Consider the following 26040-nt stretch of genomic DNA (forward strand, 5'->3'; position numbering starts at 1 on the left):
AGACGCGTTGGCTGAGGATAAACATTAAAGAGTGATGAATATGAGATTACGAACAGTAGCTGCTTCGCTACTGTTGGTGTTGAGTGCTCCTTTTTCTAAAGCGAATGTCGCAGAAGTCGGAGCGCCCGTACCGATTTATACCGAAGCAGAGCTTATTAAGCTGATTGAGCAAAATAAGCACCTTGAACGTGTGCGCGCGGATAACTGCCAGCTGGTGGAAGATATCGTGGCGCGGGCAACGAGAATTAACCTACCAGCGTACGAGTTCCTCTATGGCGATATGCTGGCGTGGGGAGTTTGTGTGGAGCAAGATGTCGAACTCGGGCTCTACTACATGGAAAACTCAGCTCACCAAGGGCTACCGGCAGCATTAGAGCAGCTGGGGCGCTACTATTCACGTGGTACCTTAGTACAACAAGACAAAGAAAGAGCGATTCCCTACCTTCGCGAAGCGGCGGCCATGGGTAACCTGAATGCACGTATCCATCTTGCTGAACTGCTGCTGCGTGATTATGGCAGCCCTTTGGATTACGAAGATGCCTATCGCTGGCTCTACAACTCAGTCACTGCTGACCAACGTCAGCACCAACGAATTTCAATGCTGCGCCAAGGTTTAGAGCAGCGCATGCCAGAGAATATTATCGCCCGAGCGAAAAGGCGAGATACGTTCTGGTAATACCTTGTCATCACTCTTCTCTCTTTGAATGTCAAAGCCCACCAACTCGGTGGGCTTTTGTGTCTTATGTGGTTGAGTTCACCGAACCTTGTCGTACTCTAGTACTAAACCACTTTGTGAGGGCCAAAACATTCGTAGTGGAACTGTTGTTCTGGCACTCCCATCTCAAGCAATTGTTTGGCGATGAACTGCATAAAGCCAACAGGGCCGCAGAAGTACACTTGCACATCAGCTTGTTTGAGGACGGTTTCAATCTCATGCAGGTTTACCCATCCACTGAACTGGAAATCGTCACCGATCTTATCGTCTGAGTTTGGTTGGTTGTACCAAACTAATGAATTGAAATGCGTATGCGCTTCAACCAATTGTTTGACGTGTTGTTTAAATGCGTGTTGCTGACCATTTTCAGTTGCATGAATCCAAGTCACCGGCGCTTGATGCTCGGTTAGGCTTTCAAGCATAGAAAGTGTTGGAGTGAGGCCGACACCCGCAGAGATAAGCACGACAGGTGCCGTTGGCGCGGCATCAAGGAAAAAGTCACCGGCTGGCGCCGCGAGTTTGACTTTGTTGCCAACGTCGAGATGATCGTGCAGATAGCTCGAGACTCGGCCGCCTTCTTCACGTTTCACCGAAATGCGATAGCAATCGGGGCGTACAGAGGACGACAAGCTGTATTGGCGAATTTCTTGATTTTCAAACTGCTCATCGTTGATGTAAATCCCCAAGTATTGTCCTGGTTTGAAGCTAACGACAGCGCCACCATCGACGGGCTTAAAGACAAAGCTACAGATGTGCGCACTCTCGTATCGTTTTTCGATCAGTTCAAATTCACGCAAGCCACGCCAGCCGCCGGTCTGTGATTCGTTGTCTTGATAAATTTGCTCTTCTCGCTGAATGAAGACATTCGCCAGCACCCCATAAGCTTCAGCCCAGGCGTCGAGCACGGCTTGCCCCGGAGCGAAAAGTTCATCGATGGTTGCCAACAAGTGACCACCGACAATTTGATATTGATCGGCAGTGATCAAAAAGCTGGAGTGCTTGTGAGCGATTTTTTCCACCGCACCTAAGAGTGCAGGTAGATTGTCTATGTTGCTGGCATAGGCGCAGATGGCGTTGAACAACGCTTCTCGTTGGTCACCATTGCGTTGGTTACTCATGTTAAAGATATCTTTGAGTTCAGGATTGTGCTCAAACATACGCTGGTAGAAATGGGCGGTCAGTTTTGGTCCTGTTTCTGCTAACAGAGGGGCGGTCGATTTTACAATGTTAATGGTGTTTTCGCTGAGCATAGCGGGCTTCCTATTAGGATGATTTGTCTAATTTTAAGTTGCATCTGTAATGCATGTTTAAAGTTGTATCTCAAATGTATCTTTCAATCAAGAAAAGTTTTAGACTTTCTTCACCATAGAGGAGCCCACCATGCAACTGACGAGCTTTACTGATTACGCCTTGCGCACCCTGATTTATCTTGCGTCGTTGCCGGATAATGAACAGACCAATATCACCGATGTGACCGAGCTATTTGGTGTTTCACGTAACCATATGGTCAAGGTGATCAACCGTTTGGGGCAGCTAAACTACATCCAAACCGTAAGAGGAAAAAATGGTGGTATTCGGTTGAATCGTCCGGCGAAGACGATTTTAGTCGGAGAGGTTGTTCGAGATTTGGAGCCGTTGGATCTTGTCAATTGCTCGGTGGAGTTCTGCCACATCACGCCCGCATGCCGTTTGAAGGAGCGCTTATATCGTGCGAAGTTGGCATTTTTGGCGGAGTTGGATGACTGCTCGATCGCTGATCTGTTGGATGACAACGCAGAGCTCCTGATCTTGCTGCAAAAAGCTTAGCTTCCGTTGCCAGTATGCCCTATCCAAAGAGAGAGCATACTGTTGTTGCCAATGTCGGGGGAGTTAACGAATCTCTTCGCCAGAGTCGAGCACGGTTTTACGGACAATGTCAGTAAAGGCCAATGCTTCTTGGCGAATCTGTTCTTCATTCACCGTGTTGATTTGACGCTCTTGCATGATCAGCTTGCCATCAACAATGGCATGGCGCACATTGCCGCTGTTGGCTGAGTAAACCAAAGCAGAGTATGGGTTGTATACGGGCACCATGTTTGGCGCTTTGGTATCGATAACGATGATGTCTGCCAGTTTTCCGACTTCAAGAGAACCAATTTTATCTTCCATGTGCAGCGCTTTTGCTGCGCCCATGGTCGCCATATCGATCACTTTTAGTGGTGGCATGGCCGCACGATCGTGATTGACCAGTTTGTGGACTTTCGCCACTTGGTTGAACTCATCAATGGTGCTGAGCGTGTTGCCCGACATTGGACCATCGGTACCCAAACCAATACGCACGTTTTCGTCGTACATTTTGAGCGCTGGGGCGACGCCTTTGGCAGATTTAATGTTGGCACTCATGTTATGAGCCACGCCCATATCTGCTTTCTTCACTAACTCAATGTCTTTGTCGTCGACCAAAATCATGTGAGCGCCGACGAGGTTGGCATTCAATGCGCCGATTTGATGCATGTACTGCACCGGTGATAAACCGTTTGATCGTTCAGCAATCTTTTCTTGCTCACGGGTGGATTCGGCTAAGTGAATCAAAACAGGTACGTTCTTTTCTAGCGAGAGCTTCGCAATTTTCTGTAGCGTTTCTGTGGTGTTAGTGTAGGGCGCGTGCGGTGCAAACGCTGGGGTAATTCTTGGGTGATCTTGGTATTGGTCGATAAAGTTCAGAGCGTATTGAATGCCTTCATCTGCGTTTTTTGCATCGGCGACAGGAAACTGAATCACACTCTGGCCAAGCACGGCACGCATACCAATTTGGTCGACCGTTTTCGCCACTTCGTCTTCGAAGTAATACATGTCTGCGTAGGTCGTTACGCCGCCTTTGAGCATTTCAACGTTCCCCAAATTTGCGCCGATGCGAACCATATCGCGTGACACCAGTTTGGCTTCTAATGGGAAAATGTAGCGATGCAGGCGGTCTGGCACATCGTCACCTAACGAGCGAAATACCGTCATCGAAACATGCGTGTGCGTGTTGATTAATCCCGGCATCACGATGTCACCATCGACATCAAGCACTTGTTTTGCTTGATACTGCTTTGCTACATCCGCATCACCCACCGCGATGATTTTGTTCTCTTTTACCACTACAGTGCCGTTTTGATACACCACTTTGTCTTGGTTCATGGTGAGGATCATGGCATCGGTGATCATAAGATCTGCAGGTTGCGCGGCAGAACTCATGGATGAAAACAGGCTCATGCCTGCAATGGCAGCAGCAATTACGTTACGTTTCAGCATTCTATTTTCCTTGGAACAGGCATCGGTATAGTTTGCCGCGATAGTAAGAGATCCATGATGAATTGCAAACGTTTGCTCTTCGGTTTGCATACTTCTGTGATCTTGGCACGGAGATGTAAACGAATCAGAAGAATGATGAAAAACTATGAAAAATAAGTGTTAATTTGCTGAAACTGCGACGCGTGGCTGTAGCTTATGAGCAGAGTCAGATATACTACAACCATACCTTCCTTGCTAAATAGGCGTGCCTATGTCAGACGTTATTCAAAACGATCCTTTTGCTGATCGTGAATCAGAAAATTACGAAAATCCCATTCCAAGTCGTGAGTTTATTTTAGAGTTTCTCGAACAAGCTGGCGTACCGATGAATCGCAATGATTTGTTCGAAGCACTGCAGTTAAAAGACGAAGATCAATATGAAGGGCTAAGACGCCGTTTGCGTGCAATGGAGCGCGATGGGCAGCTCGTCTTTACTCGTCGTCAATGCTATGCCTTACCTGAAAAATTGGAAATGATTAAAGGGTACGTGATTGGTCACAAAGACGGCCATGGTTGGGTAAGACCAGAAGGCAGCGTTAGCAAAGACGATGATATTCTGCTGCCTCATCATCAGATGAAGACCTTGATTCATGGCGATTTCGTTTTGGTGCAACCGACGGACAACAGCAAGCGCGGCCGCAGGGAAGGACGTTTAGTGCGAGTGTTGGAAGAGCGCAAAGCACAAATCGTTGGGCGTTTTTTCCTTGAGTACGGCTATTCCTATGTGGTGGCTGACGACTCACGCATCAGCCACGATATCCTGATCCCAAATGAACACAAAGCGGGGGCTCGTATGGGCAACGTGGTGGTGATTGAAATCACTGACCGTGGTGCTCGCTCACGCAGCATGATGGGTAAAGTCGTGGAAGTACTGGGCGAAAATATGGCGCCGGGCATGGAAACGCAAATTGCCATTCGTACACACCAAATCCCTCATGAGTGGCCAGAAGAAGTCGATAAGCAGATCGCGAACTTAGGCGAAGAAGTGCCTGAAGAAGCGAAGGTTGGTCGCGTGGACTTACGTCAACTGCCGCTGGTCACCATCGATGGCGAGGACGCTCGTGACTTTGACGATGCGGTCTATTGTGAGAAGAAAAAAGGCGGCGGCTGGCGCTTATGGGTGGCGATTGCGGATGTGAGCTACTACGTTCGCCCTGACTCGGCGCTCGACAAAGAAGCGATCAACCGCGGTAACTCGGTTTACTTCCCATCTCAAGTCGTTCCTATGTTGCCAGAAGTGCTGTCCAATGGCCTCTGTTCGTTGAATCCTCAAGTGGATCGCTTGTGTATGGTGTGCGAAATGACCATTTCAGATAGCGGTAAGCTGTCAGGTTACAAGCACTATGAAGCGGTGATGAATTCCCACGCCCGCTTGACTTACACCAAAGTCAGCCAAATCCTGGAAGGGGATGAAGAGCTGCGTGAGCGTTATGCGCCATTGGTGCCGCACCTTGAAGAGTTGCATGCGATGTACAAGGTGCTAAAAGAAGCGCGTGATCAGCGTGGGGCGATTGAATTTGAAACCGTGGAAACCAAGTTCATCTTTAACGCTGAGCGTAAGATCGACCGTATTGAGCCTGTGATTCGTAATGATGCCCACAAGATCATCGAAGAATGTATGATCATGGCCAACATTGCCTCTGCCTCGCTGGTGGAAAAAGCCAAAGAGCCTGCGCTCTATCGTATTCACGAATCGCCAGGGGAGCTTCGTTTGCAAGGCTTCCGCGATTTCTTGGGCGAGTTAGGCTTAGATCTGAAAGGGGGCTTGGAGCCATCACCGACAGATTATGCGGATTTGGTGAAGCAAATTGGTGAACGTGCCGATAAAGAGCTGATCCAGACCATGTTACTGCGCTCAATGAAGCAAGCGGTGTACAACGCAGATAACGCTGGTCACTTTGGTTTGGCGTTGCAGCGCTACGCGCATTTCACCTCGCCAATTCGTCGTTATCCGGATTTGCTGTTGCATCGAGCAATTAAATACCTGATCGCCAAAGAGAAAGGTCAGAATCAAGACCGCTGGACCCCAACGGGTGGCTTCCATTATTCATTCGATGACATGGATTTCTATGGCGAGCAGTGTTCAATGACCGAGCGTCGTGCCGATGACGCCACACGCGATGTTGCCGATTGGCTCAAATGTGAATACATGCAAGATCATGTGGGTGATGAACTCGATGGGGTGATTGCCAATGTCACCAGTTTTGGTTTCTTTGTTCGTCTGACGGAATTGCACATCGATGGTTTGGTGCACATTTCGACGCTGGCCAATGACTACTATCAATTTGATCCGATTGGTCAACGACTTATCGGTGAAAGCTTTGGTCACATTTACCGTTTAGGCGACGCCGTCAAAGTGAAAGTGCTGGCGGTGAACTTAAATGATAAGCAAATTGACTTTGAATTGGTGGGAACAAGCCGTAAGCTACGCGGCGAAGGCAAAACGGCGAAGAAGCGCGTCGCGGAAGCAAAAGAGAAAGCCAAAGCGAAGAAAAAAGGTGTCGCTCGAGCATCGAAAGCGCCAATGCGTCACGAACCTGTCGTCGAACCGACCAAGCGTCCGGAAGAGAAAGACGGCAAGAAAAAGAAAGTGAAAAAAGCGCAGAAGAAAAAACCACACAGTAAACCGAAGAAAGCCAAGCGCAGCAAAAACGCAGCGGAGTAAGCGGTCTGGTATCTTCTACGAGTAAACAGGTTAACCCATGAGTAATGAATTTATTTACGGCATCCATGCTGTAAGAGCCGTTCTGGACAAAGAGCCAGAGCGTTTTATTGAAGCCTATGTGCTAAAAGGGCGTCAGGATGACAGACTGATGCCGATCCTCAATGAACTGCAAATGGTGGGCGTGTCACTGCAACAGATGACACGAAAAACCCTAGATGACAAAGCGCACGGCGCAAACCATCAGGGCATCATTGCACGGGTAAAACCGGCTAAGCAGCTGAATGAAAACGATCTGGATGACATCTTGGCCAAGCACACTTCGCCACTGTTGTTGATTCTGGATGGTGTAACCGACCCACACAACCTTGGCGCATGTTTGCGTAATGCCGATGCCGCGGGTGTGGCGGCGGTAATTGTACCGAAAGACAAGTCAGCACCGATGACCGCGACCGTCAGTAAAGTGGCGTGTGGCGCAGCAGAAACGGTGCCTTTGGTGCGTGTGACCAACTTGGCGCGCACCATGCGTCATCTGCAAGAGCAAGGTATTTGGATTGTGGGTACGGCGGGTGAAGCAACGCACGATATCTACCAAGCGAAGCTGACGGGCTCTTTGGCCATAGTGATGGGCGCAGAAGGGGATGGCATGCGCCGTTTAACCCGTGAAACCTGTGATGACCTGATCAAAATCCCAATGGCAGGAGCGGTTTCTAGCCTTAATGTTTCCGTGGCCTCAGGCATCTGTTTGTTTGAAGCGGTGCGTCAGAGACTGGCATCACAATAACCACTTCGGTATAGTGAGAGGATGAAATTGAACACAAGGATGGCAATGACCATCCTTTGTTTTTAGTGAGCCAAGTTTAGTGAGCCAAGTAGTGATGACTCAACAAGAGATAAAATTAATCGCCTTCGACCTTGATGGCACCTTGTTAGACAGTGTGCCAGATTTGGCCGTAGCGGCGGATCAAGCAACACGTGCGGTCGGCTTTCCGGGGGTAACCGAGCTGCAAGTTCGCGATTACGTCGGTAATGGCGCCGATATCCTGATTGGTCGTGCTCTGAGCCAAAGCTTAACCATCAACCCAGAGTTGAGTGATGAGTTGAGAACTGAGGCGCGTGAGCTGTTTGATGATTTCTATCAGCAAACTGGCCATAAGCTTAGCCACCTCTATCCAACGGTGAAAGAAACGCTGAAAGCGCTGCACCAAGCGGGCTTCACCTTAGCGTTGGTGACCAACAAACCCAGCAAGTTTGTACCGGATGTGTTGCAGCAGCACGGCATTGCCGACTACTTTGTCGATGTGCTTGGTGGTGATTCATTCCCAGAGAAGAAACCCAACCCAATCGCACTCAATTGGCTAATGGAAAAACACCAGATTCAGCCAACCGAGATGTTGATGGTGGGCGACTCTAAGAATGACATTCTGGCAGCCCAAAACGCGGGTTGTGCCTCGTTTGGTTTAACCTATGGCTACAACCATGGCGAACCCATTTCCGCCTCTAAGCCGGATTTCGTTGCCGATAGCTTAGCGCAATTGCTTGATGTGGTGCTCGTTTCTGCTTGAAGTGCGATTCGTCTCCGCTCAATGCGGTGAAAACCACTAGAAAAATACTCGTTAATGAGTACACTGAGAAAACCGTGCGCTGAGTCTGCACGGTTTTTCATTTATTTAGATTAAGAAGTCAAAGGAATCATCCCCATGAGCAAACCCATCGTATTGAGTGGTGTTCAACCGTCAGGTGAACTAAGTATCGGTAACTACTTGGGTGCTCTACGTCAATGGCAACAGATGCAAGACGACTATGATTGCCAATACTGTGTGGTAGACCTTCATGCGATTACGGTTCGTCAAGATCCAAAAGCGCTGCATGAAGCGACCCTCGATGCATTGGCCATTTGTCTCGCTGTTGGTGTTGATCCGAAGAAGAGCACGCTATTTGTTCAGTCACATGTACCAGAGCATGCTCAACTTGGTTGGCTTCTTAACTGTTATACCCAAATGGGTGAATTGAGCCGTATGACTCAGTTCAAAGACAAATCAGCCCGTTACGCCAACGATGTTAACGTTGGTTTGTTTGGTTACCCAGTGTTGATGGCGGCAGACATCCTCCTTTACGGTGCACACCAAGTACCCGTGGGCAGCGATCAGAAGCAGCACTTGGAACTGGCACGCGATATCGCGACCCGTTTCAACAACATCTATTCGCCAGAAAACCCAATTTTCACCATTCCTGAGCCGTACATTCCAACGGTTAACGCTCGTGTTATGAGCCTACAGGATGCGACGAAAAAGATGTCGAAATCGGATGATAACCGTAAGAACGTCATCACTCTGCTTGAAGACCCGAAATCGATCATCAAAAAGATCAACAAAGCGCAAACTGATACCGAAACGCCGCCACGCATTGCGCACGATTGGGATAATAAAGCGGGCATTTCCAACCTGATGGGACTGTACTCTGCGGCGACGGGCATGAGCTTTGAAGAGATTGAAGCCAAGTACCAAGGCGTAGAAATGTATGGTCCATTCAAGAAGGATGTCGGTGAAGCATTGGTGGCGATGCTTGAACCAATTCAAGCTGAATATCACCGTATTCGTGAAGACCGTGGCTACATGAACGAAGTGATGCGCCAAGGGGCAGACAAAGCTTCAGCACGCGCAGCGGAAACGCTAAAGAAAGTATACGAAGTGGTTGGCTTTGTTGGTCGCCCTTAATTCGGACATATTTTTTGACTATTTTAAGGTCGCCATTAGGCGACCTTTTTTATTATTATAAATTCACTAATTTATATATTGCTAATATAAGTTGTATTTCATATCACATCTCAATAGTTACAACTGAGTTCTAGCTCTAATTTATTTAAATTTATTTCATATTATTTATATTGATTCTTTTATCTGTTGAAAATATAAATCAGCCCATATTAATAGTTTTATAATTGTGAAACATTTCGCATTTAGACTGCATCTTACTTTTCTTTTTTCACCAAATAGAGACATTACTCTAGTTTATTAATGTGCTGGTTAAACCCCAACCGTTGTCGCCTTCAGATAAGGTGACTGGCTTTGTGCGCCCAAAATTTGACCGATATCTATTTCGTTGGCCAATCACTGAAATAACAGAGCCCTGTTTAACCGATACAAACAAATTCCCAAATTGGATATCGAGATACAAGGAAATAGCAATGTTGAAACGAAATGCAGTGGCAATGGCGATCTCCTCGCTATTGATGGCGTCCGCAGCGCAAGCCGCCACCATCTACGAAAATGAGAATGGAGACTATCTCAAGCTGTATGGTGAGGTGGGTGTGGGTGGCCACATTGGTGCGAACTTTGAGTATGGTGAGTTTTACACCGACGAGAAAAGCTACATTGATGACTCGTTCGCAACCATGGGTGTGCGTGGCAAGAATGGCCGAATGCACTATCGCTTAGAGTTGGATTATGAGCGCGAAAACTGGCAATACGGATCGGGTGATTTAGTCCTGAGCATCGATAAATTGTTCCTCGGCTATGACTTGCTGGAAAGCAACGATTTTAACCAATACATCGAAGTGGGCTTAACCGATACCGCCTTTGACGACTACGACAAATGGGGTGACTTCACGTTTGATACCACGGTAGAAACTGGTGAAGCGGGTGACCAAGATGTGACCATCAAATACGAAGGTCGTTTCTTCTCGGACATCAAAGTGGGTGCGTCTTACACCTACGGTGGTAAATCGTCATCGGGCTCTGAGCTAGGCGATATCGTTAATGGTTACTTGGGTTACTTTGGTGAGCGCTTCTCTGCGGTTGTTGGTCTAGAAGGCCGTGGTGGCTCTGATGGTAAGTCGAAATACGGTGAACAGCAGCTGCTTGGTTTTGGTGCGCGCTTTGCGGTAACAGAGGCGATCCATTTAGGCTTTAACGCCTTCCTTGAGAAAGAAGACGTTGCTCAAGAGAATCATCTGACTTCGGTTGACCCTCAAACGGGTGAAAAACAACAGATTTACAATGATTTCCAAACAGAAGAAAACAAAGGTGCGTTGGTTTCAGCCAAGTACATCTTTAACCCGCAGTGGGAGTTCACCGCATCGTACAACTTCGAACAGTACGAGAAGTGGGATGACAGCAGCGATGTTTGGGATGGCAAAGAGAATAGCTGGGGCAAAGAGCGAGTTTGGGGCACCTTGGGTGTGAACTACAAACCTACCAAGTCAAGTGTGATAGCGCTGGAAATCAACACGGGTGAAGCTGCCCAAGATGCGTACGCGTACGCACGAGTGTACTTCTAATCGTTCAAAGAGGATTTAGGGAAATGAACAAAAAAATGACTTTGCTTGCTGGGGCGATTAGTGGCGTATTAAGTGGCGCAGCGCTGGCAGATATCAACCACATCATCATCACTGAGTATGTTGAAGGTTCAGCGAGTAACAAAGCGGTAGAAATCAGTAATATTGGTACAAGCAATCACACTTTTGATGGCACGCTATCACTGTATTATTCGTCTTATAAAAATGTTATCAAGAATTCAAAAGGTCAGAATGTACTTGAAGGCATCACTTTAGCACCAGGAAAAAGTATCGTGGTTGTTAATGGTGATTCAAGTACAGAGCTTCGCCAGTACGTAGAGCGCCTCGGTGGTAAGGATGCTCTTGTTGTCGCTGGTACTTACGATCAAGTTCAGCATTCAGCAATGAATTTTAATGGTGATGATGCGGTTTGGCTAGGTGTTGGCTCCGATGCTTCTGGCGTTAAAGATATTTTTGGTAACTATGGGCATAGTGGCGACAAGATCTGGGCTGATCAAACCATGCGCCGTAAGTCAGGATCTAAACCATCTACGACTTACCAAGAGGCGGAGTGGGAGAAACTGAGTATCAATGCCTTTGGTGGTTTAGGGCATCCAACGGATGTGAACGATGAGCCACTTCCTCCTCCTCCAGCAAATCTTCCTTGTACTGATGCTGAGGGCACAGTTAGCTACAAAACCATCGGCGAAGTGCAAGGCGAAGCTTACTCCTCTCCTTTGATTGAATCGGGCTTTACTTCAAAAGAGGAATATCTTGTCACGGGTGTGGTCAGTGCTGTAGCCACTTCGTTGGTTAAAGGTTTTTATCTGTACGATGACAACGCCGATGGCAACGTGAAAACATCGGACGGTATTTTTGTGAAAACATCGGGCGCGGTGAGTAAAGATATGATCGGCCAGCAGATTTGTGTGCGCGCTAAGGTCAATGAAGACTACGGTATGACCACGCTGCTGCCAACAGGCAATATCTGGGAAGTTAAAAACAGCACACCAGTTGAAGTGACACCGGTAAAACTGGAGCGTATCGATAGCGATAATGAAACATTCCGTTCAACGTTAGAGCGTCTTGAAGCGATGCCTGTTGTGCTGGTGGAAGATATGGATGCTGCTGAAGGCAACCAGGATATGCGTGTATCACGTACGTTCAGCTTTGACTACAGTGCGAAGCGCAACAATATGGTCATTGCTTATAAGCGTCCAAACCCGCAGCCAAACCAAGACCATGTCGCGGGCAGTGATGCAGCGAAGGCGCAAACCGCGCAAAACAAAGATTACCGCATTGTGGTGGAATCGGATGAAAAACCAGCTGATGGTAAAATCCCTTACTACCCAGAGTTTGCAAGCGACCCACACAACAACTACATCCGTATTAACGATTCCGTTGTAGGCATGACTGGGGTACTTCACTACTCTTACAATGAGTTCCGTTTGATCCCAACGGCGAATGTGACGAAAGCGAATTTTGTTCACAACACACCACGCACATCGTCGCCAGTGATTAAAGAGTCGTACGGGGATGATGGCTTTACCATCAAAGTCGCGACGCAAAACGTGTTGAACTACTTCAACTCGCCATACGGTGGTCATGACAACCAGTTTGGTGACAACCGAGGTGCAGAGTCTCAGCAAGAGTTTGAGCGCCAACAAGCGAAAATCGTTGAAGCGATCTACGGCTTGGATGCGGACATCGTTGGCTTGATGGAAGTGGAAAACAACGGCTTTGGTGATTTCTCTGCGATTCGTGAACTGCTTGAAGCGATCAACGCGAAGTACTACAAAGAAAACTACAAAGATCGTTTTGCGCGTGAGTCGATCCACAACCGTTACGTCTTTGTCGGTTTCGATAAAAACGGCGACCAAGTGCTGGATCAATTTGACACGGTCGGATCGGATGCGATCACCACGGGCATCATTTACCGCCCATCGAAAGTGTCAGTGATCGCCGGTAAAGTGATCCCAATGCCTTGGCAGGACGCACCAATGATCGTCGATGCAGACGGCAAACCAGTAGTAGATGGCAAAGGTGAGTTGGCTGAAAGCGGTAAAAACTATCAGCGTAACACCGTTGCCGCGACCTTCCGCGTGCTCAATACAGGTAAACAGCTAACCGTTTCAGTGAACCACTTGAAATCAAAAGGCTCAACCTGTTGGGATGATTACGTTGGTACCAAAGCGGTCGATGATGATGCGCAAGGCTCGTGTGAAAACTTCCGTGTGGCTTCGACTTACCATCTAGGTCAGGAAATGGCGAAGATTGGTGGTGACCAGATCGTTCTCGGCGACATGAACTCTTACGCACATGAAGATCCAATGTTGGTGCTAACGAGTAACCCGACGAAAAAAGCACTAAAAGCGGCGGATTACATCAAAGTGGGTAACAAGTGGCAGTTCAACGGTGAACAAGGTCCTGTGATTACTCAAACTTTTGGTTTTATCAATGCCGTTGACTACAAGACGCCAGCAGGTGAGACCTCTTGGAGCTACTCTTACAATGACGAAGTGGGCTCATTGGATCACCTGTTGATCACCTCATCGTTGAAATCACGTCTTGTGGACGCCGTCGATTGGCACATCAATGCGCCAGAATCAACGCTGTTTGACTATTCGAACAAGTACAAAGGCGGTGATTCGAATGAAGCGAACCCATTCTACAAAGATGATGCGTTCCGCTCTTCAGACCACGATTCAGCGCTTGTGACCATTGGTTATAAGTACGGTGAAGCGGGTGAAAGCCAAGTGGTGATTGGTACTAAGAGTGATCGTGCTGACGTTTACTTCCCTGTATCAGAAAGCGTGAAGCAAGGCGATGTGGCTGTGCTCACCATTTCGCCAGCGCCACAAGGTGTGGTTCCTCTGCGTGAAACCGTCGGTAAAGATGGTGCTCAGACACTACGCTTCGATGTGGCTGGTTTGCCAAAGGGCGAATACACCATGACTATGCGTGTGCTTCGCTCAGCAGCAACTCGCGCAGCGGCAGAGGAAACGGTGGTAGAAAGCAAATCGATGACTGTCACTGTTGCGAAGCGTGATTCAAGCAACGTCAAACCAGTTGTACCTGCCTATGATGGTTCAGGTGGTGCATTCGGCTTCGGTGCGCTGCTATCACTGTTCGGTTTTGGCTTCTTACGTCGCCGCCGTTCGCTATAAGCATAAAGTGTAAACCCTTAAGGCCAGCAATTTGCTGGCCTTATTTTTGTTCTATCGGTCAAAAGGCTTGCCTTTCGCGACTGGTGCTGCAAAATACCGCCCTTATCTGTCCGTTCATCTTTGAGTGAGTTGTTGTTTTCCAATGCTATTGATCATCGATAATTACGATTCGTTTACTTACAACCTTTACCAGTACTTTTGTGAACTGGGCGCACAGGTGCAAGTGGTACGTAATGATGAGATTGATCTGGCGGGTATCGCACAACTGAACCCCACACATCTGGTGATCTCTCCTGGGCCTTGTACGCCAAACGAAGCGGGGATTTCGCTGGCGGCGATTGAACACTTTGCCGGTAAACTGCCAATACTGGGGGTATGCTTAGGCCACCAAGCGATCGCGCAAGTATTTGGCGCGAAAGTAGTACGAGCCAGACAAGTGATGCACGGAAAAACCTCGCCCATTACGCACAATGGTCAAAGCGTCTTCAAAGGGTTAAATAATCCGCTGACCGTGACGCGTTACCACTCACTCGTGGTGGAGAATGGCTCGCTACCGGAGTGTTTTGAGCTCACCGCATGGACAACCCATGCCGATGGCAGCATGGACGAAATCATGGGTTATCAGCACAAAACACTGGCGATTGATGCGGTTCAATTCCACCCAGAGTCGATCAAAACCGAGCAAGGGCATCAGTTGCTGGCGAACTTTCTCGCGCGCTAATCCTGATCGCGATCACCTTTCTTAACATTTTCTTCATCTTTTTTTGCTTTTGCGATGAGTGAAAAACTATTCGCACCGTTCTGTATTCTGTTTTCATTTTTCTTACCACATCAGCAAGCTTCTGCACTTTTTAAAAAAGTGCTTCAATAATTTACCAACTTGATGCATAAATAGTCATTAATAGTGACTGACAGGATTTACACCCCGAACCAAAAAGAATAAATCACTATTGAAATCGTTAATTAATTGTAAATACAATGCCGCATCAGCGTAAATGCAAGACAATATTTGCCGAACAGTGAAAGTCGGTGTAATTCGCTATCTGCTGCGGTATCGAGAGGGAATGTGTAATGACAGTGGAAATGAAAGTAGAGCGTGGATTGTTCGATGAGGTGATGGTGCCTTGTTACAACCCAATGGAGATGATTCCAGTTAAAGGGCAGGGTTCTCGAATTTGGGACCAAAACGGTAACGAGTATATCGACTTTGCTGGTGGTATTGCGGTGAGCTGTTTAGGTCATTGTCACCCAGTGATGGTGAACGCACTGACAGAGCAAGCGGGTAAGCTTTGGCACTTGAGTAATGTGATGACCAATGAGCCAGCGTTGCGTTTGGCCAAAAAACTGACCGAAGTGAGCTTTGCTGAACGTGTGTTTTTTGCCAACTCAGGCGCGGAAGCCAATGAAGCAGCTCTGAAACTGGCGCGCCGTTATGCCGCAGACGTTTATGGCCCAGAAAAATCAGAAATCATCGCGTTTAAACAAGGTTTCCACGGACGTACTTTCTTCACCGTGACAGTGGGTGGTCAGGCGGCGTATTCGGATGGTTTTGGCCCGAAACCTGGCGACGTTACTCACCTTCCTTACAACGATATTGAAGCGCTGCAAGCGCACATTTCAGACCGTACCTGTGCGGTCATGATGGAACCGCTACAAGGCGAAGGCGGCATCATTCCACCAACAGCGGAATTCATTCAAGCCGTGCGTGAACTGTGTGACAAACACAATGCGCTGCTGGTATTTGATGAAGTGCAAACGGGTAATGGTCGTACGGGTGAGTTCTATGCTTACCAAGGTCTGGGCGTAACGCCCGATATTCTCAGCACGGCAAAATCGCTTGGTGGTGGTTTCCCTATCGGCGCTATGCTCACCACGGCGAAACTGGCTGAACACCTAAAAGTGGGCACGCATGGTTCAACCTATGGCGGTAACCCATTAGCTTGTGCAGTGGCAGAAGCGGTGGTCACAGAAGTGTCTAAACCGGAAACGCTACAAGGCGTGAAAGAGCGTGAACAGTGGTTCCGCGAAGGATTAGCTAAACTGAATGAGAAATACCAAATCTTCGCTGAAATCCGTGGTAAGGGATTATTGCTTGGTGCCGCATTGAATGAGCAATGGCAAGGCCGTGCTCGTGATGTGCTGGTAGCGGCAGGCAAAGAAGGTTTATTAGTGTTGGTGGCTGGCGCAAACGTGGTGCGTTTTACCCCTTCACTCGTCATTACTAAACAAGAAATTGAAGAAGGTTTCGCGAAGCTAGACAAAGCGATCGCTTCTCTAGTCTAAGCGCTGCTTATGCCGAACATTCACCCATGGACACGGGTGGATGTTCGATGCCTTTCCTAGGCTCTAAGGCTTAGAACCTAGGGCCTTCTATACTCTTCCTAATTGAAGCTGCAGGCATGTTGGCTGTATTTGTTACTCCCAATCGCAAAGTCTATCTATGCTGATGGAGATAAAGTCATTTACTGCCTACCTGCAACGTTAATTCGTTTGGGTTTGTGCATCTGGAGGGAATATTGATGCTAGTTGTTCGCCCTATTGCAATGTCGGACTATGAATCTTTGCACACCTGTGCGGTTGAGTCAGGGCATGGATTTACTTCACTACCGGTTAACGAAGAATTGTTAACTAATCGAATTACCCATTCTGAATACAGTTTTGCCAAGGCCAATGTGACCGAGCCGGGAGACGAAGGCTATCTGATGGTCGGTTTTGACAGTGAAACTGGCGAGGTTGCAGGAACCACGGGTATCGAAGCCTCAATTGGCTGGGATGTGCCGTTTTACTCGTATCACATCAGCAAGATTGTTCACTCATCGCCGAAATTAGGCGTCAACAATGTGGTGAAACTGCTGACCTTTGGCAATAACTACACCGGTTGTAGCGAAATTTGTACCCTATTTTTGCGTGAGAAGTTTCGTCAAGGCTTGAACGGTCGTCTGATGTCTAAGTGCCGTTTTCTGATGATGGCAGAGCATCCGCACCGTTTCTCTCAAACCATTTTTGCCGAAATGCGCGGTGTTTCTGATGCGCAAGGCAACTCGCCATTTTGGCAGTGGCTGCAAGAGCACTTTTTCTCAATCGATTTCACCATGGCGGATTACCTCACGGGCATCGGTAAGAAAGGTTTTATTGCCGACTTGATGCCAAAGCTGCCGATCTACATCAACCTGCTGAGCCCAGAGGCGCAAGCGGTGATTGGTCAAGTGCATGACAACACAAGACCTGCGCTGAAGTTGCTGGAAAGAGAGGGGTTTACCAACCGTGGTTACGTCGACATTTTCGATGGTGGTCCAACGGTGGAATGCGATTTACGCAATATTGAATCGGTGCGCCATTCCGTGCGTGCGAAAGTGCGAATCAGTGAGCATTCGAGCTCAAAAGCGTTCTTAATTGCCAATACTTCATTTGAGGATTTTCGTGCGACTGCCGCCAAAGCAGCGTATGACCCTGCAACATCAAGCGTGATTTTATCTCCAGCCGTCGCCGAAGCGTTGAACGTTGAAGATGGTCACTACGTACGCATGTTGCCGCAGTAAACAGAAAGGAAGAGATGATGACACAGTGGATTGCAGGTGAATGGGTCGAAGGTTTAGGTGAAGAGTTTACCTCTCTCTCCCCGTATGACAATCAGGTTGTTTGGCGAGGCAAGGGAGCCACGGCTGAACAAGTAGAGATGGCGGTCAAAGCTGCGCGCCAAGCGTTTGTTGGTTGGAAAAAATTGTCCGTTGCCGAACGAGAAGCAGTGGTGTTGGCGTTTGCTGAGCAAGTGAAAGAGAACAGTGAAGAGATCGCCCAAGTGATCGCCAAAGAAACCGGCAAGCCCCTTTGGGAAACGCGCACTGAAGCGGCGGCAATGGCGGGTAAAATTGCCATTTCGATTCGTGCATACCATGAGCGTACTGGCGAGTCGCAAAAAGAAGCGGCAGGCAATCAGATTGTTTTGCGTCACCGCCCGCTTGGCGTGATGGCGGTTTTTGGCCCGTATAACTTCCCAGGTCACTTACCTAATGGCCACATTGTGCCTGCACTACTGGCAGGGAACACGGTGGTGTTCAAACCTTCCGAGCAAACCCCGTGGACGGGTGAGCTTGCGATGAAGCTATGGCAAGCAGCTGGGTTGCCGCAAGGGGTGATCAACCTTGTACAAGGTGGCAAGGAAACGGGCATTGCATTGGCAGACTCGAAAGGCATCGATGGCTTGCTGTTTACGGGAAGCGCCAACACAGGCCACTTATTGCATCGCCAGTTTGCCGGTCAGCCGGGCAAGATGCTGGCACTTGAAATGGGGGGCAATAACCCTATGGTGATCACCGATCACTATGGCGATCTTGATGCCACCGTCTACACCATTATCCAATCGGCCTTTATCAGTGCAGGACAGCGCTGTACCTGTGCGCGTCGTCTCTACATCCCATTGGGTGAGAAAGGCGATGCACTGATCACCCGCTTGGTCGAAGCGACCAAGAAGTTGCGCGTTGATCAGCCATTTGCAGAACCCGCTCCTTTCATGGGACCACAGATTTCGATGGCTGCTGCAAACTTCATTTTGGCGGCGCAAGCCAACCTGCAATCGCTTGGTGGAGAGAGCTTGATTGAAGCCAAAGCGGGTACGGCGGCATTTGTCACGCCGGGTATTATCGATGTCACCAACATTGCCGAGTTGCCCGATGAAGAATATTTTGGCCCATTGCTGCAAGTGGTACGTTATCAAACACTAGAGCAAGCGGTTGAGCTCGCCAATGATACCCGCTTTGGTTTATCGGCCGGTTTGGTGTCAACCGATGATGGTGAGTGGCAATACTTCGTTGACCATATTCGTGCTGGCATCGTCAATCGTAACCGTCAGCTAACGGGTGCGAGCGGTGATGCACCGTTTGGTGGCCCTGGTGCGTCGGGCAACTTGCGCCCCAGTGCGTATTACGCCGCGGATTACTGTGCCTATCCAATGGCTTCGATGGAAGGGGAGGAGACATTACTCCCTGCAACGTTAAGCCCAGGCGTCGAACTGTAAAATAATAATAAGGGTGCGTTAGTCGCCCAAGGGCGCAGTGGGATCGAGCCTGAGTCACTGTTGCCCAGTGATAAGTGAGGTTTTTACACCTCGGTCATCGCCGTCACAGGTTGATGGCGATGTCGGTTGTACTCTGGACTGCAACCGCCATCGCCATTTTTCCATTTACGCTATAACTGACAACGTGAATCTACAACAACAAGGAGGCGTTATGACGCCAGCTGTTCTCTTTCAATCGCTATGGAATGACTATATTCAACGTTTGTGTCCTTCCGCTGCAAAAGTTCATCAACTGCTTGAAGAAGACGAGCCATTGATTAACGACCACATCGCTTTGCGCACATTTAATGTTGCTCCGCTGGGTATTGAGACGCTAGCTAAGCCATTTCTAGACCTTGGCTATGTGGCGTGTGGTGATTACCTGTTTAAGAGCAAAAAGTTGATTGCCAAGCACTTTGAGCATCCCGACCCTACCCAACCTAAAGTGTTTATCAGCGCGCTCAAAGTGGATGAATGCTCGGAGGCGTTGCAAGCCATCGTCGAAAAATTGGTGGCGCAAGTCGACGCCTCTCGCCTAGAGGACTGTGCATTTTTACACGGTGGCCGCTTATGGGAGCTGTCGTTTGCTGATTACCAAACCCTAGCACAAGAAAGTGAATACGCGTCTTGGTTGGCGGCTCATGGCTATGGTGCCAATCACTTTACCGTCAGTGTTAATCAGCTCAAGGCGTTGGACTCGGTTAAAGGCGTGAATGATCACTTACGCAACGCAGGTTTTGTCATTAATGAAGTGGGTGGTGAAGTCAAAGGCTCGCCAGAGGTGTTGCTCGAGCAATCCTCGACCATGGCCGACAAAGTGGCGGTGCACTTTAGCGAGGGCAGTGAAATCGTTCCTGGTGGTTTCTACGAGTTCGCCAAGCGTTACCCGATGGACAACGGTGAGCTTTACCCAGGGTTTGTAGAAGCTTCTGCCGATAAGATTTTCGAAAGCACTAATGGTTAATAGGACTGGTTAACAGAAGCGGTTAACAGAGTCGCTCACGGCTCTCAATTGCCGTCTCTGTGACACAAAAAAGCCACTCATGTTGCCATGAGTGGCTTTTGAAACTGTTCATCGCTAATGGAAATTAACGAGTACCGTAAACAACGATAGTCTTGCCGTGTGCAGAAATCAGGTTTTGCTCTTCGAGCATCTTCAAGATACGACCTACTGTCTCACGAGAACAGCCAACGATTTGACCGATTTCTTGACGAGTGATCTTGATCTGCATGCCATCTGGGTGTGTCATCGCATCTGGTTGTTTAGCAAGATTCAATAGCGTCTGAGCGATACGACCAGTTACGTCTAGGAATGCCAAGTCACCCACTTTTTGGCTGGTCACTTGCAGACGGCTTGCCATCTGAGCAGATAGACGCATCAGGATGTCAGGGTTTACCTGAATTAGCTGACGGAATTTCTTGAATGAGATTTCCGCGACTTCACAAGGAGATTTTGCGCGAACCCAAGCGGTACGCTCTTGGCCTTCTTCAAACAGGCCTAGTTCACCAATAAAGTCACCTTGATTTAGGTAAGAAAGGATCATTTCTTTACCTTCTTCATCCTTAATCAGTACCGCAACAGAACCTTTTACGATGTAGTAAAGCGTTTCTGCTTTTTCGCCCGCATGAATTAGCGTGCTTTTTGATGGGTACTTATGAATATGACAGTGTGAAAGAAACCACTCTAGTGTTGGATCGGTTTGAGGTTTACCTAGAACCATAATATCTCACTTCCTCTGCAGGGTACGCTTGCCGCTATCCATATTTTAGCGAAGCCTTAATCTTGGCTTCCTAGAATAAGAGCTGTTAACTAAGGCTGCAAGCTATCTTGTGTTTCGGTTTGAAATAGTATCCTTTTTCGAAAACGATTTCTTGATTTTAATCGTGCCGAGTATCGGATTTTTTAAGCAAAACTGTGCACATGATCACGGTATGAAAAGTAATCGCTCTCTGCGCTGGGTTTTTATCCAATTTTGCCCGTTTCAATCAATTGTTGCAGGATAGGCTGCACAATCAATTCCATAGCAAAACTCATTTTTCCTCCCGGCACCACAAGGGTGTTGTGGCGTGACATGAACGAGCCATCGATCATCGCCAGTAGGTATGGAAAATCAACGTTTTTGATTCCTCTAAGACGAATCACCACAAAGCTTTCATCAAGGCTTGGGATACCTTTGGCGTTGAGCGGATTGGAGGTGTCGACCGTTGGGACTCGCTGAAAGTTGATGTGAGTACGAGAAAATTGCGGTGTGATGTAATTCAGATAGTCGTCCATTGAGCGCACAATCGAATCCATCACGGCCTCGCGTGAATGACCGCGATCTCGGGTATCTCGCACGTATTTCTGTATCCACTCTAAGTTGACGATCGGCACCATGCCTATCAAGAAATCGACGTGTTGCGCGACATTCACTTCGCCATCCACGACGCCACCGTGCAGCCCTTCATAAAACAGCACATCGGTATTTTCGGGTAGCTTTTGCCATGGGGTAAAAGTGCCGGGCATTTGGTTGTAGGGTACCGCTTCGTCAAAAGTGTGCAGATAGCGGCGCACTTCACCAGTGCCAGATTTACCGTATTGGCGGAAAAATTCGCCTAGAGCTGGGAAATCGTTGGCTTGAGGGCCAAAATAGCTGATATGACGGCCTTGTTCTTTTGCCTTACGAATTTCGACGTCCATCTCTGGGCGCGTAAAACGGTGGAAGCTATCCCCTTCGACCCATGCGGGCTTGATGCTCATCATATTGAACATCTTGCGGAAAGCTTCGGAGGTGGTGGTGGTGCCGGCACCGGATGAACCCGTGACGGCTATTATTGGGTGTTTTGCAGACATGACAGACCTTGTCGTATTCAAACTTACCTGTTGAGCGGGAATCGGCCTCCCGCGGAGCAATCGTTTGTCCCACTATAGCACGTTCACTTTGCTTGTCATGGGATGGGATTCGGTAAAGTGTGGAGCAGCTAGAATTTTTGTTTTAACTGGATATCCACGGTTTCGTGTAACTCAGAGAAAACCACCACCGCTTCGCCGCATTCCAACTGCTGCTGTACTTGTGCGATTTTTTCTTCAAGTGAGTATTCACTTTCACCGTAATCGGTGCCTTCACGCAGCACAAACTCGCGAATCAAATTGCTCAGCGCCTCAGGGCTGATTTGTTGCCATGGAACGATCATAAATACCTCTTTATTCTATGCTCGTGAGTGGATTTGTTGGCCGATAGCGGCGCTATTATCCAGAAACCGCCATACTTTCATAGTAGGCGGGCAGCGCTTCTTCTAGCCAAAATCGCGGTTGCAGGGCAGTTCCGCTAAGAAAGCCGACATGACCACCGTGATCAAACAGTCGATAATCGATGTTGTCTGGGAGCACAAACTTAGGGATCACTGCGTCGGTCATAAAGGGATCGTCTTTCGCGTGAATGATTTGAGTCGGAATGCGAATATCGCGTAGTTTGTTGAGCCCAGAGCACTGCTGATAGTAATCGGCGGCATCTTGAAAGCCGTGCAGCGGGGCGGTGATCAAGTCATCAAAGTCGTACAGTCTTGTTACTCGTTTAATCGCTTGATAGGAAAGATCGAGTTCGCCAGCCAGCAAATGGTGCTTACGCAGTGCATTGCGTTTGAGCGAGGAGAGTAAGTAGCGACGATAGACGCGCGAAAACCCTTGCTCAATACGTTGCGAGCAAGCGGACAAATCAAGCGGTGCAGAGACGATGGTCGCCGCATCCAGTCGTTCGTCTCCCTGATACTTGGCCAAGTAGTTGGCCAGCATATTGCCTCCCAAGGAGATACCCACGGCTACTTTGACGGTGTGAGGAAACGCGTCGTGCAAATGCGAAAGAAACAGTCTTGCATCCTCTACTTCGCCGGAATGGTACGCGCGCGCGAGGCGATTAGGCTTACCGCTGCAACCACGAAAATGCATCATCACCGCCAGCCAACCAGCGTCAGCAAAGGCTTTCATTAGACCATTGGCGTAAGGGCTGTAGAAGCAGCCTTCAAGGCCGTGAAACAACACAAATAAGGGTTTGTTTTTGGCTTGATCATTGTGCGGAGATTCGCTCCAAGCGAGATCCAAAAAATCACCATCTGGGGTGTCCAGCGTTTGCCATAAAGGTTCGAACAAGGCTTTTTTACGAATTAAGCGCGGCAATAAGGTTTGTAGGTGTGGATTTTTTATCCCAGCTGCGGCGGTAAACTGAGTCATGTGTGTTGCTCTTTGAGTGATTTGGATCAGCGAGGCATTTCACTGACCTTTGTATGCGTGATACGAGTTAATTTAGTCCTTCAGCTCAACTTTTCGTCAATCATTGAGGGGAATGTTTTTTGTGAGACGGGCTCAGGATCACACTTCAACTGAGTTTCTGTGACGGTGAGGCAACGACGAAGGCGTTGTAGAGGTGCGCAGCACCGAGATGTTGGCAGTAGCGCTGTGTGAGCGGCTGTTGCTGGTTGGGAGACAGCGTTAGGGTGTTGATGCAATCAACGAGATCGGATTGTTGCTGCTTTTCCAATTGCAGTTCAAATTGCAGCGCTTCGCGATAGAGGGTATCCGGTAGATGCTGTTTAAACTGACGACGGAGATCGCGGTAGGTATGCAGTAGCGTTTCAGAGCGGCCCAAGCAGGCTTGTACTTGATGCCACTCTTGCTCTTGAAACGTCAGTTGTTGTTCATCGAGCCATTTGAACAGCAACAGTAAGTTGACGTTGCCGTTAAAGTTGTTCTGCAAAGCAAGGCACGCCTCTTTCACTTCTCGAATCGAATAATATTGTAGGCTGAATTGCCACAGCCTTTCGAGGGTAAGTGAAGGTTGGACGTGCTCTGAACTCATTGGCTATTGAACTCCTGTTCCATCTGTTCCAGTACTTCCTGCTGGGCCATCCACTCCATTTCAATCTCTTCGAGATCGGATTTACTTTGTGCTTGCAGCGCCAGTACTTGAGTAAGTTTAGCTTTATTTTCGGCATCATACAGTGAGTTATCAGACAATTGCTGCTCAGCCTCTGCCAACGCTTCGCCCAACTTATCCATTTTCGCTTCTAACTGTGTCAGTTTTTTGCGAATTGGTGCGGTTAACTTACGAAAATCGGCTTCACGACGCTTTTGCTCTTTTTTCGCGGCAGCACTGTTGCTGCTGTCTTTGGTTGGCATTTCTGCGGCCGCTTCGCGACGCTCAGCTTTTTGCTGCTCAGTGAGCCACTTGTAGTAGTCATTGAGGTCGCCATCAAACGGGGCCACTTGGCGATCGTGCACTAGGTAAAGATCATCGGTGGTTGCGCGGATCAAATAGCGATCGTGCGAGACGATCACCATCGCGCCTTCAAAGGTTTGCAGCGCCAGTGTCAGCGCTTGGCGCATATCTAAGTCTAGGTGGTTGGTTGGTTCGTCGAGCAGCAATAAGTTTGGTTTTTGCCAGACGATCAACGCGAGCACCAAGCGTGCTTTTTCTCCCCCTGAAAACGGTGCTACTTTCTCCAGTGCTTTGTCACCGTGAAAGCCGAAGCTACCCAGATAATTACGCAGCTCTTGCTCGGTTTTTTCTGGCGCGATCTGCATCATGTGCTGCAGCGGTGTTTCTTCTGGGTGCAAGGTTTCCAATTGGTGCTGAGCAAAGTAACCAATTTTGACGCCTTGCGAGTAAGTCAAATCGCCACCTTGGGCTTTCAGCTCTCCGGAGAGTAACTTGATCAGTGTTGATTTACCGGCGCCGTTGCGGCCGAGCAAACCAATTCGGCTGCCAGGCACCAGATTAAGACGAATTTTATCGAGGATGAGGTTATCACCGTAACCAGCAGAAACGTCATCCATCATCATGATCGGATTTGGCAGCGCGGCAGGTTCACGAAATTCAAAGCTAAATGGGTTATCAAACTGTGCGGGTAGCACTTTTTCTAGCTTCTCTAGCGCTTTGATGCGGCTTTGCGCTTGGCGTGCTTTGGACGCCTTGTAGCGAAAACGATCGATGTAGCTTTGCATGTGCGCCATCTGCTTCTGCTGCTTCTCAAACATCGATTGTTGCAGGATCAGTTTCTGAGCGCGCTGGTTTTCAAACGATGAGTAGTTACCGGTGTACTCATTGAGTTTCTGGTTTTCAATGTGAACGATGCGATTGACGATTGGGTCGAGAAAATCACGGTCGTGCGAAATCAGCATCAAAGTACCTGGGTAGCTTTGCAACCAACGCTCTAGCCACATGACCGCATCAAGGTCTAAGTGGTTAGTGGGTTCGTCAAGCAGCAACAGATCAGAACGGCACAGCAGGGCTTGAGCAAGGTTGAGACGCATGCGCCATCCACCCGAGAATTGGGTCAGGTTCCAGTGCATCTGTTCTTGGCTAAAACCTAAACCATCTAAAAGCTCTGAAGCGCGCGCACGGATGCTGTAGCCGCCAATGGTTTCAATTTTACCGTGCAATTCAGCAATGCGAGTCCCTTGCTCTTGCGCTTCGGCTTCCGCCAGCTGGCGTTCAAGCTGACGATATTCACGATCTCCATCAATCACATATTCAATGGCGCTGCGTTCTAAAGCGGGCGTTTCCTGAGCGACCCAAGCTAACTCCCAATGTTGCGGACAGCTAAATGAGCCCGCATCAATCGACAGCTCATCTTTGATTAGGGCGAACAGGGTGGATTTCCCACAACCGTTCTTACCGACTAAACCAATTTTGTCACCTGGGTGGATTGTTGCTGATGCTTGATCAAGCAAAGGAGCGCCGCCGCGAAGCAGCTGAATGTCTGAAAAGGTAATCATGTCGTTCTGCTTAAATGAATGCTGTTTATTCGTGCACTTTCTTGCTGCGCATAGTAGGAGGAAAGAGGATAAATGTCGATCATTATGCAAATATGAGTATG

The 26040-nt window shown here is 48.5% G+C and carries 21 protein-coding genes; 13 read left to right on the plus strand and 8 right to left on the minus strand.

The window, feature by feature from the left end:
• The first annotated feature begins 40 nt into the window (after positions 1-40).
• Positions 41-676, plus strand: a complete 636-nt coding sequence (gene motX / locus AOT11_RS08275) for a flagellar protein MotX (protein ID WP_026130583.1) — start codon at positions 41-43, stop codon at positions 674-676.
• Between the two features lie 104 nt (positions 677-780).
• On the opposite strand, the gene hmpA is transcribed toward motX, so the two are convergent.
• Positions 781-1965, minus strand: a complete 1185-nt coding sequence (gene hmpA / locus AOT11_RS08280) for an NO-inducible flavohemoprotein (RefSeq protein ID WP_038964239.1) — start codon at positions 1963-1965, stop codon at positions 781-783.
• Positions 1966-2095: 130 nt separating this feature from the next.
• On the opposite strand from hmpA, the gene nsrR reads away from it, so the two are divergent.
• On the plus strand, positions 2096-2521 hold the full coding sequence (gene nsrR / locus AOT11_RS08285) for a nitric oxide-sensing transcriptional repressor NsrR (RefSeq protein ID WP_038939556.1): 426 nt from the start codon (positions 2096-2098) through the stop codon (positions 2519-2521).
• A 63-nt stretch (positions 2522-2584) separates the two neighbouring features.
• Here the strand turns inward: nsrR and AOT11_RS08290 are convergent, their stop codons facing one another.
• Positions 2585-3991, minus strand: a complete 1407-nt coding sequence (locus AOT11_RS08290; RefSeq protein WP_026130584.1) for an amidohydrolase — start codon at positions 3989-3991, stop codon at positions 2585-2587.
• Between the two features lie 250 nt (positions 3992-4241).
• On the opposite strand from AOT11_RS08290, the gene rnr reads away from it, so the two are divergent.
• From rnr to AOT11_RS08345, 11 genes are all read left to right on the plus strand, one after another.
• Complete coding sequence (gene rnr / locus AOT11_RS08295; RefSeq protein WP_039562169.1) at positions 4242-6695, plus strand: ribonuclease R; 2454 nt, start codon at positions 4242-4244, stop codon at positions 6693-6695.
• 37 nt (positions 6696-6732) lie between these two features.
• On the plus strand, positions 6733-7476 hold the full coding sequence (gene rlmB, locus AOT11_RS08300; RefSeq protein WP_061778601.1) for a 23S rRNA (guanosine(2251)-2'-O)-methyltransferase RlmB: 744 nt from the start codon (positions 6733-6735) through the stop codon (positions 7474-7476).
• A 94-nt stretch (positions 7477-7570) separates the two neighbouring features.
• Positions 7571-8257 carry a phosphoglycolate phosphatase gene (locus tag AOT11_RS08305; protein ID WP_038964240.1) on the plus strand — a complete coding sequence of 229 codons (687 nt, stop codon included), beginning with the start codon at positions 7571-7573 and terminating at the stop codon, positions 8255-8257.
• A 135-nt stretch (positions 8258-8392) separates the two neighbouring features.
• Positions 8393-9409, plus strand: a complete 1017-nt coding sequence (gene trpS / locus AOT11_RS08310) for a tryptophan--tRNA ligase (protein ID WP_011151320.1) — start codon at positions 8393-8395, stop codon at positions 9407-9409.
• A 470-nt stretch (positions 9410-9879) separates the two neighbouring features.
• A complete protein-coding gene (locus AOT11_RS08315) occupies positions 9880-10971 on the plus strand; it encodes a porin (protein ID WP_061778600.1) in 1092 nt (363 codons plus the stop codon).
• 23 nt (positions 10972-10994) lie between these two features.
• Positions 10995-14135, plus strand: a complete 3141-nt coding sequence (locus AOT11_RS08320) for an ExeM/NucH family extracellular endonuclease (RefSeq protein WP_061778599.1) — start codon at positions 10995-10997, stop codon at positions 14133-14135.
• 142 nt (positions 14136-14277) lie between these two features.
• Positions 14278-14856 carry an aminodeoxychorismate/anthranilate synthase component II gene (locus AOT11_RS08325; RefSeq protein ID WP_039541996.1) on the plus strand — a complete coding sequence of 193 codons (579 nt, stop codon included), beginning with the start codon at positions 14278-14280 and terminating at the stop codon, positions 14854-14856.
• Positions 14857-15206: 350 nt separating this feature from the next.
• Positions 15207-16418: an aspartate aminotransferase family protein gene (locus tag AOT11_RS08330; protein ID WP_011151317.1), complete on the plus strand. Its 1212-nt coding sequence runs from the start codon at positions 15207-15209 to the stop codon at positions 16416-16418.
• Positions 16419-16654: 236 nt separating this feature from the next.
• Entirely contained in the window at positions 16655-17674 is a 1020-nt protein-coding gene (astA, locus tag AOT11_RS08335) for an arginine N-succinyltransferase (protein WP_038939565.1), read from the plus strand.
• 17 nt (positions 17675-17691) lie between these two features.
• Positions 17692-19149, plus strand: coding sequence for a succinylglutamate-semialdehyde dehydrogenase (gene astD / locus AOT11_RS08340; RefSeq protein ID WP_061778598.1), 1458 nt, complete (start codon positions 17692-17694; stop codon positions 19147-19149).
• 211 nt (positions 19150-19360) lie between these two features.
• Entirely contained in the window at positions 19361-20152 is a 792-nt protein-coding gene (locus tag AOT11_RS08345; RefSeq protein ID WP_039450021.1) for a DUF1338 domain-containing protein, read from the plus strand.
• 124 nt (positions 20153-20276) lie between these two features.
• On the opposite strand, the gene crp is transcribed toward AOT11_RS08345, so the two are convergent.
• From crp to AOT11_RS08375, 6 genes are all read right to left on the minus strand, one after another.
• Positions 20277-20909, minus strand: coding sequence for a cAMP-activated global transcriptional regulator CRP (crp, locus tag AOT11_RS08350; RefSeq protein ID WP_011079297.1), 633 nt, complete (start codon positions 20907-20909; stop codon positions 20277-20279).
• Positions 20910-21151: 242 nt separating this feature from the next.
• A complete protein-coding gene (locus AOT11_RS08355) occupies positions 21152-22021 on the minus strand; it encodes a phosphoribulokinase (RefSeq protein ID WP_011079298.1) in 870 nt (289 codons plus the stop codon).
• 128 nt (positions 22022-22149) lie between these two features.
• Complete coding sequence (locus tag AOT11_RS08360) at positions 22150-22362, minus strand: YheU family protein (RefSeq protein WP_011079299.1); 213 nt, start codon at positions 22360-22362, stop codon at positions 22150-22152.
• 55 nt (positions 22363-22417) lie between these two features.
• Positions 22418-23395 (minus strand): hydrolase, encoded by a 978-nt coding sequence (locus AOT11_RS08365; RefSeq protein ID WP_038939569.1) that lies wholly within the window; start codon positions 23393-23395, stop codon positions 22418-22420.
• Positions 23396-23540: 145 nt separating this feature from the next.
• Positions 23541-24020 (minus strand): TIGR02444 family protein, encoded by a 480-nt coding sequence (locus AOT11_RS08370; RefSeq protein ID WP_038939571.1) that lies wholly within the window; start codon positions 24018-24020, stop codon positions 23541-23543.
• Complete coding sequence (locus tag AOT11_RS08375; protein ID WP_038939572.1) at positions 24017-25939, minus strand: ABC transporter ATP-binding protein; 1923 nt, start codon at positions 25937-25939, stop codon at positions 24017-24019. The genes AOT11_RS08370 and AOT11_RS08375 overlap by 4 nt, the downstream gene beginning before the upstream one ends.
• Positions 25940-26040: the final 101 nt, after the last annotated feature.

This window comes from Vibrio vulnificus NBRC 15645 = ATCC 27562 (assembly GCF_002224265.1).
Classification (GTDB): Bacteria; Pseudomonadota; Gammaproteobacteria; order Enterobacterales; family Vibrionaceae; genus Vibrio; species Vibrio vulnificus.

Bases quoted from the DNA above. Each gene is read 5' to 3' on its own strand.
- motX (WP_026130583.1), top strand. From the start codon at position 41: ATGAGATTACGAACAGTAGCTGCTTCGCTACTGTTGGTGTTGAGTGCT.
- hmpA (WP_038964239.1), bottom strand. From the start codon at position 1,965: ATGCTCAGCGAAAACACCATTAACATTGTAAAATCGACCGCCCCTCTG.
- nsrR (WP_038939556.1), top strand. From the start codon at position 2,096: ATGCAACTGACGAGCTTTACTGATTACGCCTTGCGCACCCTGATTTAT.
- AOT11_RS08290 (WP_026130584.1), bottom strand. From the start codon at position 3,991: ATGCTGAAACGTAACGTAATTGCTGCTGCCATTGCAGGCATGAGCCTG.
- rnr (WP_039562169.1), top strand. From the start codon at position 4,242: ATGTCAGACGTTATTCAAAACGATCCTTTTGCTGATCGTGAATCAGAA.
- rlmB (WP_061778601.1), top strand. From the start codon at position 6,733: ATGAGTAATGAATTTATTTACGGCATCCATGCTGTAAGAGCCGTTCTG.
- AOT11_RS08305 (WP_038964240.1), top strand. From the start codon at position 7,571: ATGACTCAACAAGAGATAAAATTAATCGCCTTCGACCTTGATGGCACC.
- trpS (WP_011151320.1), top strand. From the start codon at position 8,393: ATGAGCAAACCCATCGTATTGAGTGGTGTTCAACCGTCAGGTGAACTA.
- AOT11_RS08315 (WP_061778600.1), top strand. From the start codon at position 9,880: ATGTTGAAACGAAATGCAGTGGCAATGGCGATCTCCTCGCTATTGATG.
- AOT11_RS08320 (WP_061778599.1), top strand. From the start codon at position 10,995: ATGAACAAAAAAATGACTTTGCTTGCTGGGGCGATTAGTGGCGTATTA.
- AOT11_RS08325 (WP_039541996.1), top strand. From the start codon at position 14,278: ATGCTATTGATCATCGATAATTACGATTCGTTTACTTACAACCTTTAC.
- AOT11_RS08330 (WP_011151317.1), top strand. From the start codon at position 15,207: ATGACAGTGGAAATGAAAGTAGAGCGTGGATTGTTCGATGAGGTGATG.
- astA (WP_038939565.1), top strand. From the start codon at position 16,655: ATGCTAGTTGTTCGCCCTATTGCAATGTCGGACTATGAATCTTTGCAC.
- astD (WP_061778598.1), top strand. From the start codon at position 17,692: ATGACACAGTGGATTGCAGGTGAATGGGTCGAAGGTTTAGGTGAAGAG.
- AOT11_RS08345 (WP_039450021.1), top strand. From the start codon at position 19,361: ATGACGCCAGCTGTTCTCTTTCAATCGCTATGGAATGACTATATTCAA.
- crp (WP_011079297.1), bottom strand. From the start codon at position 20,909: ATGGTTCTAGGTAAACCTCAAACCGATCCAACACTAGAGTGGTTTCTT.
- AOT11_RS08355 (WP_011079298.1), bottom strand. From the start codon at position 22,021: ATGTCTGCAAAACACCCAATAATAGCCGTCACGGGTTCATCCGGTGCC.
- AOT11_RS08360 (WP_011079299.1), bottom strand. From the start codon at position 22,362: ATGATCGTTCCATGGCAACAAATCAGCCCTGAGGCGCTGAGCAATTTG.
- AOT11_RS08365 (WP_038939569.1), bottom strand. From the start codon at position 23,395: ATGACTCAGTTTACCGCCGCAGCTGGGATAAAAAATCCACACCTACAA.
- AOT11_RS08370 (WP_038939571.1), bottom strand. From the start codon at position 24,020: ATGAGTTCAGAGCACGTCCAACCTTCACTTACCCTCGAAAGGCTGTGG.
- AOT11_RS08375 (WP_038939572.1), bottom strand. From the start codon at position 25,939: ATGATTACCTTTTCAGACATTCAGCTGCTTCGCGGCGGCGCTCCTTTG.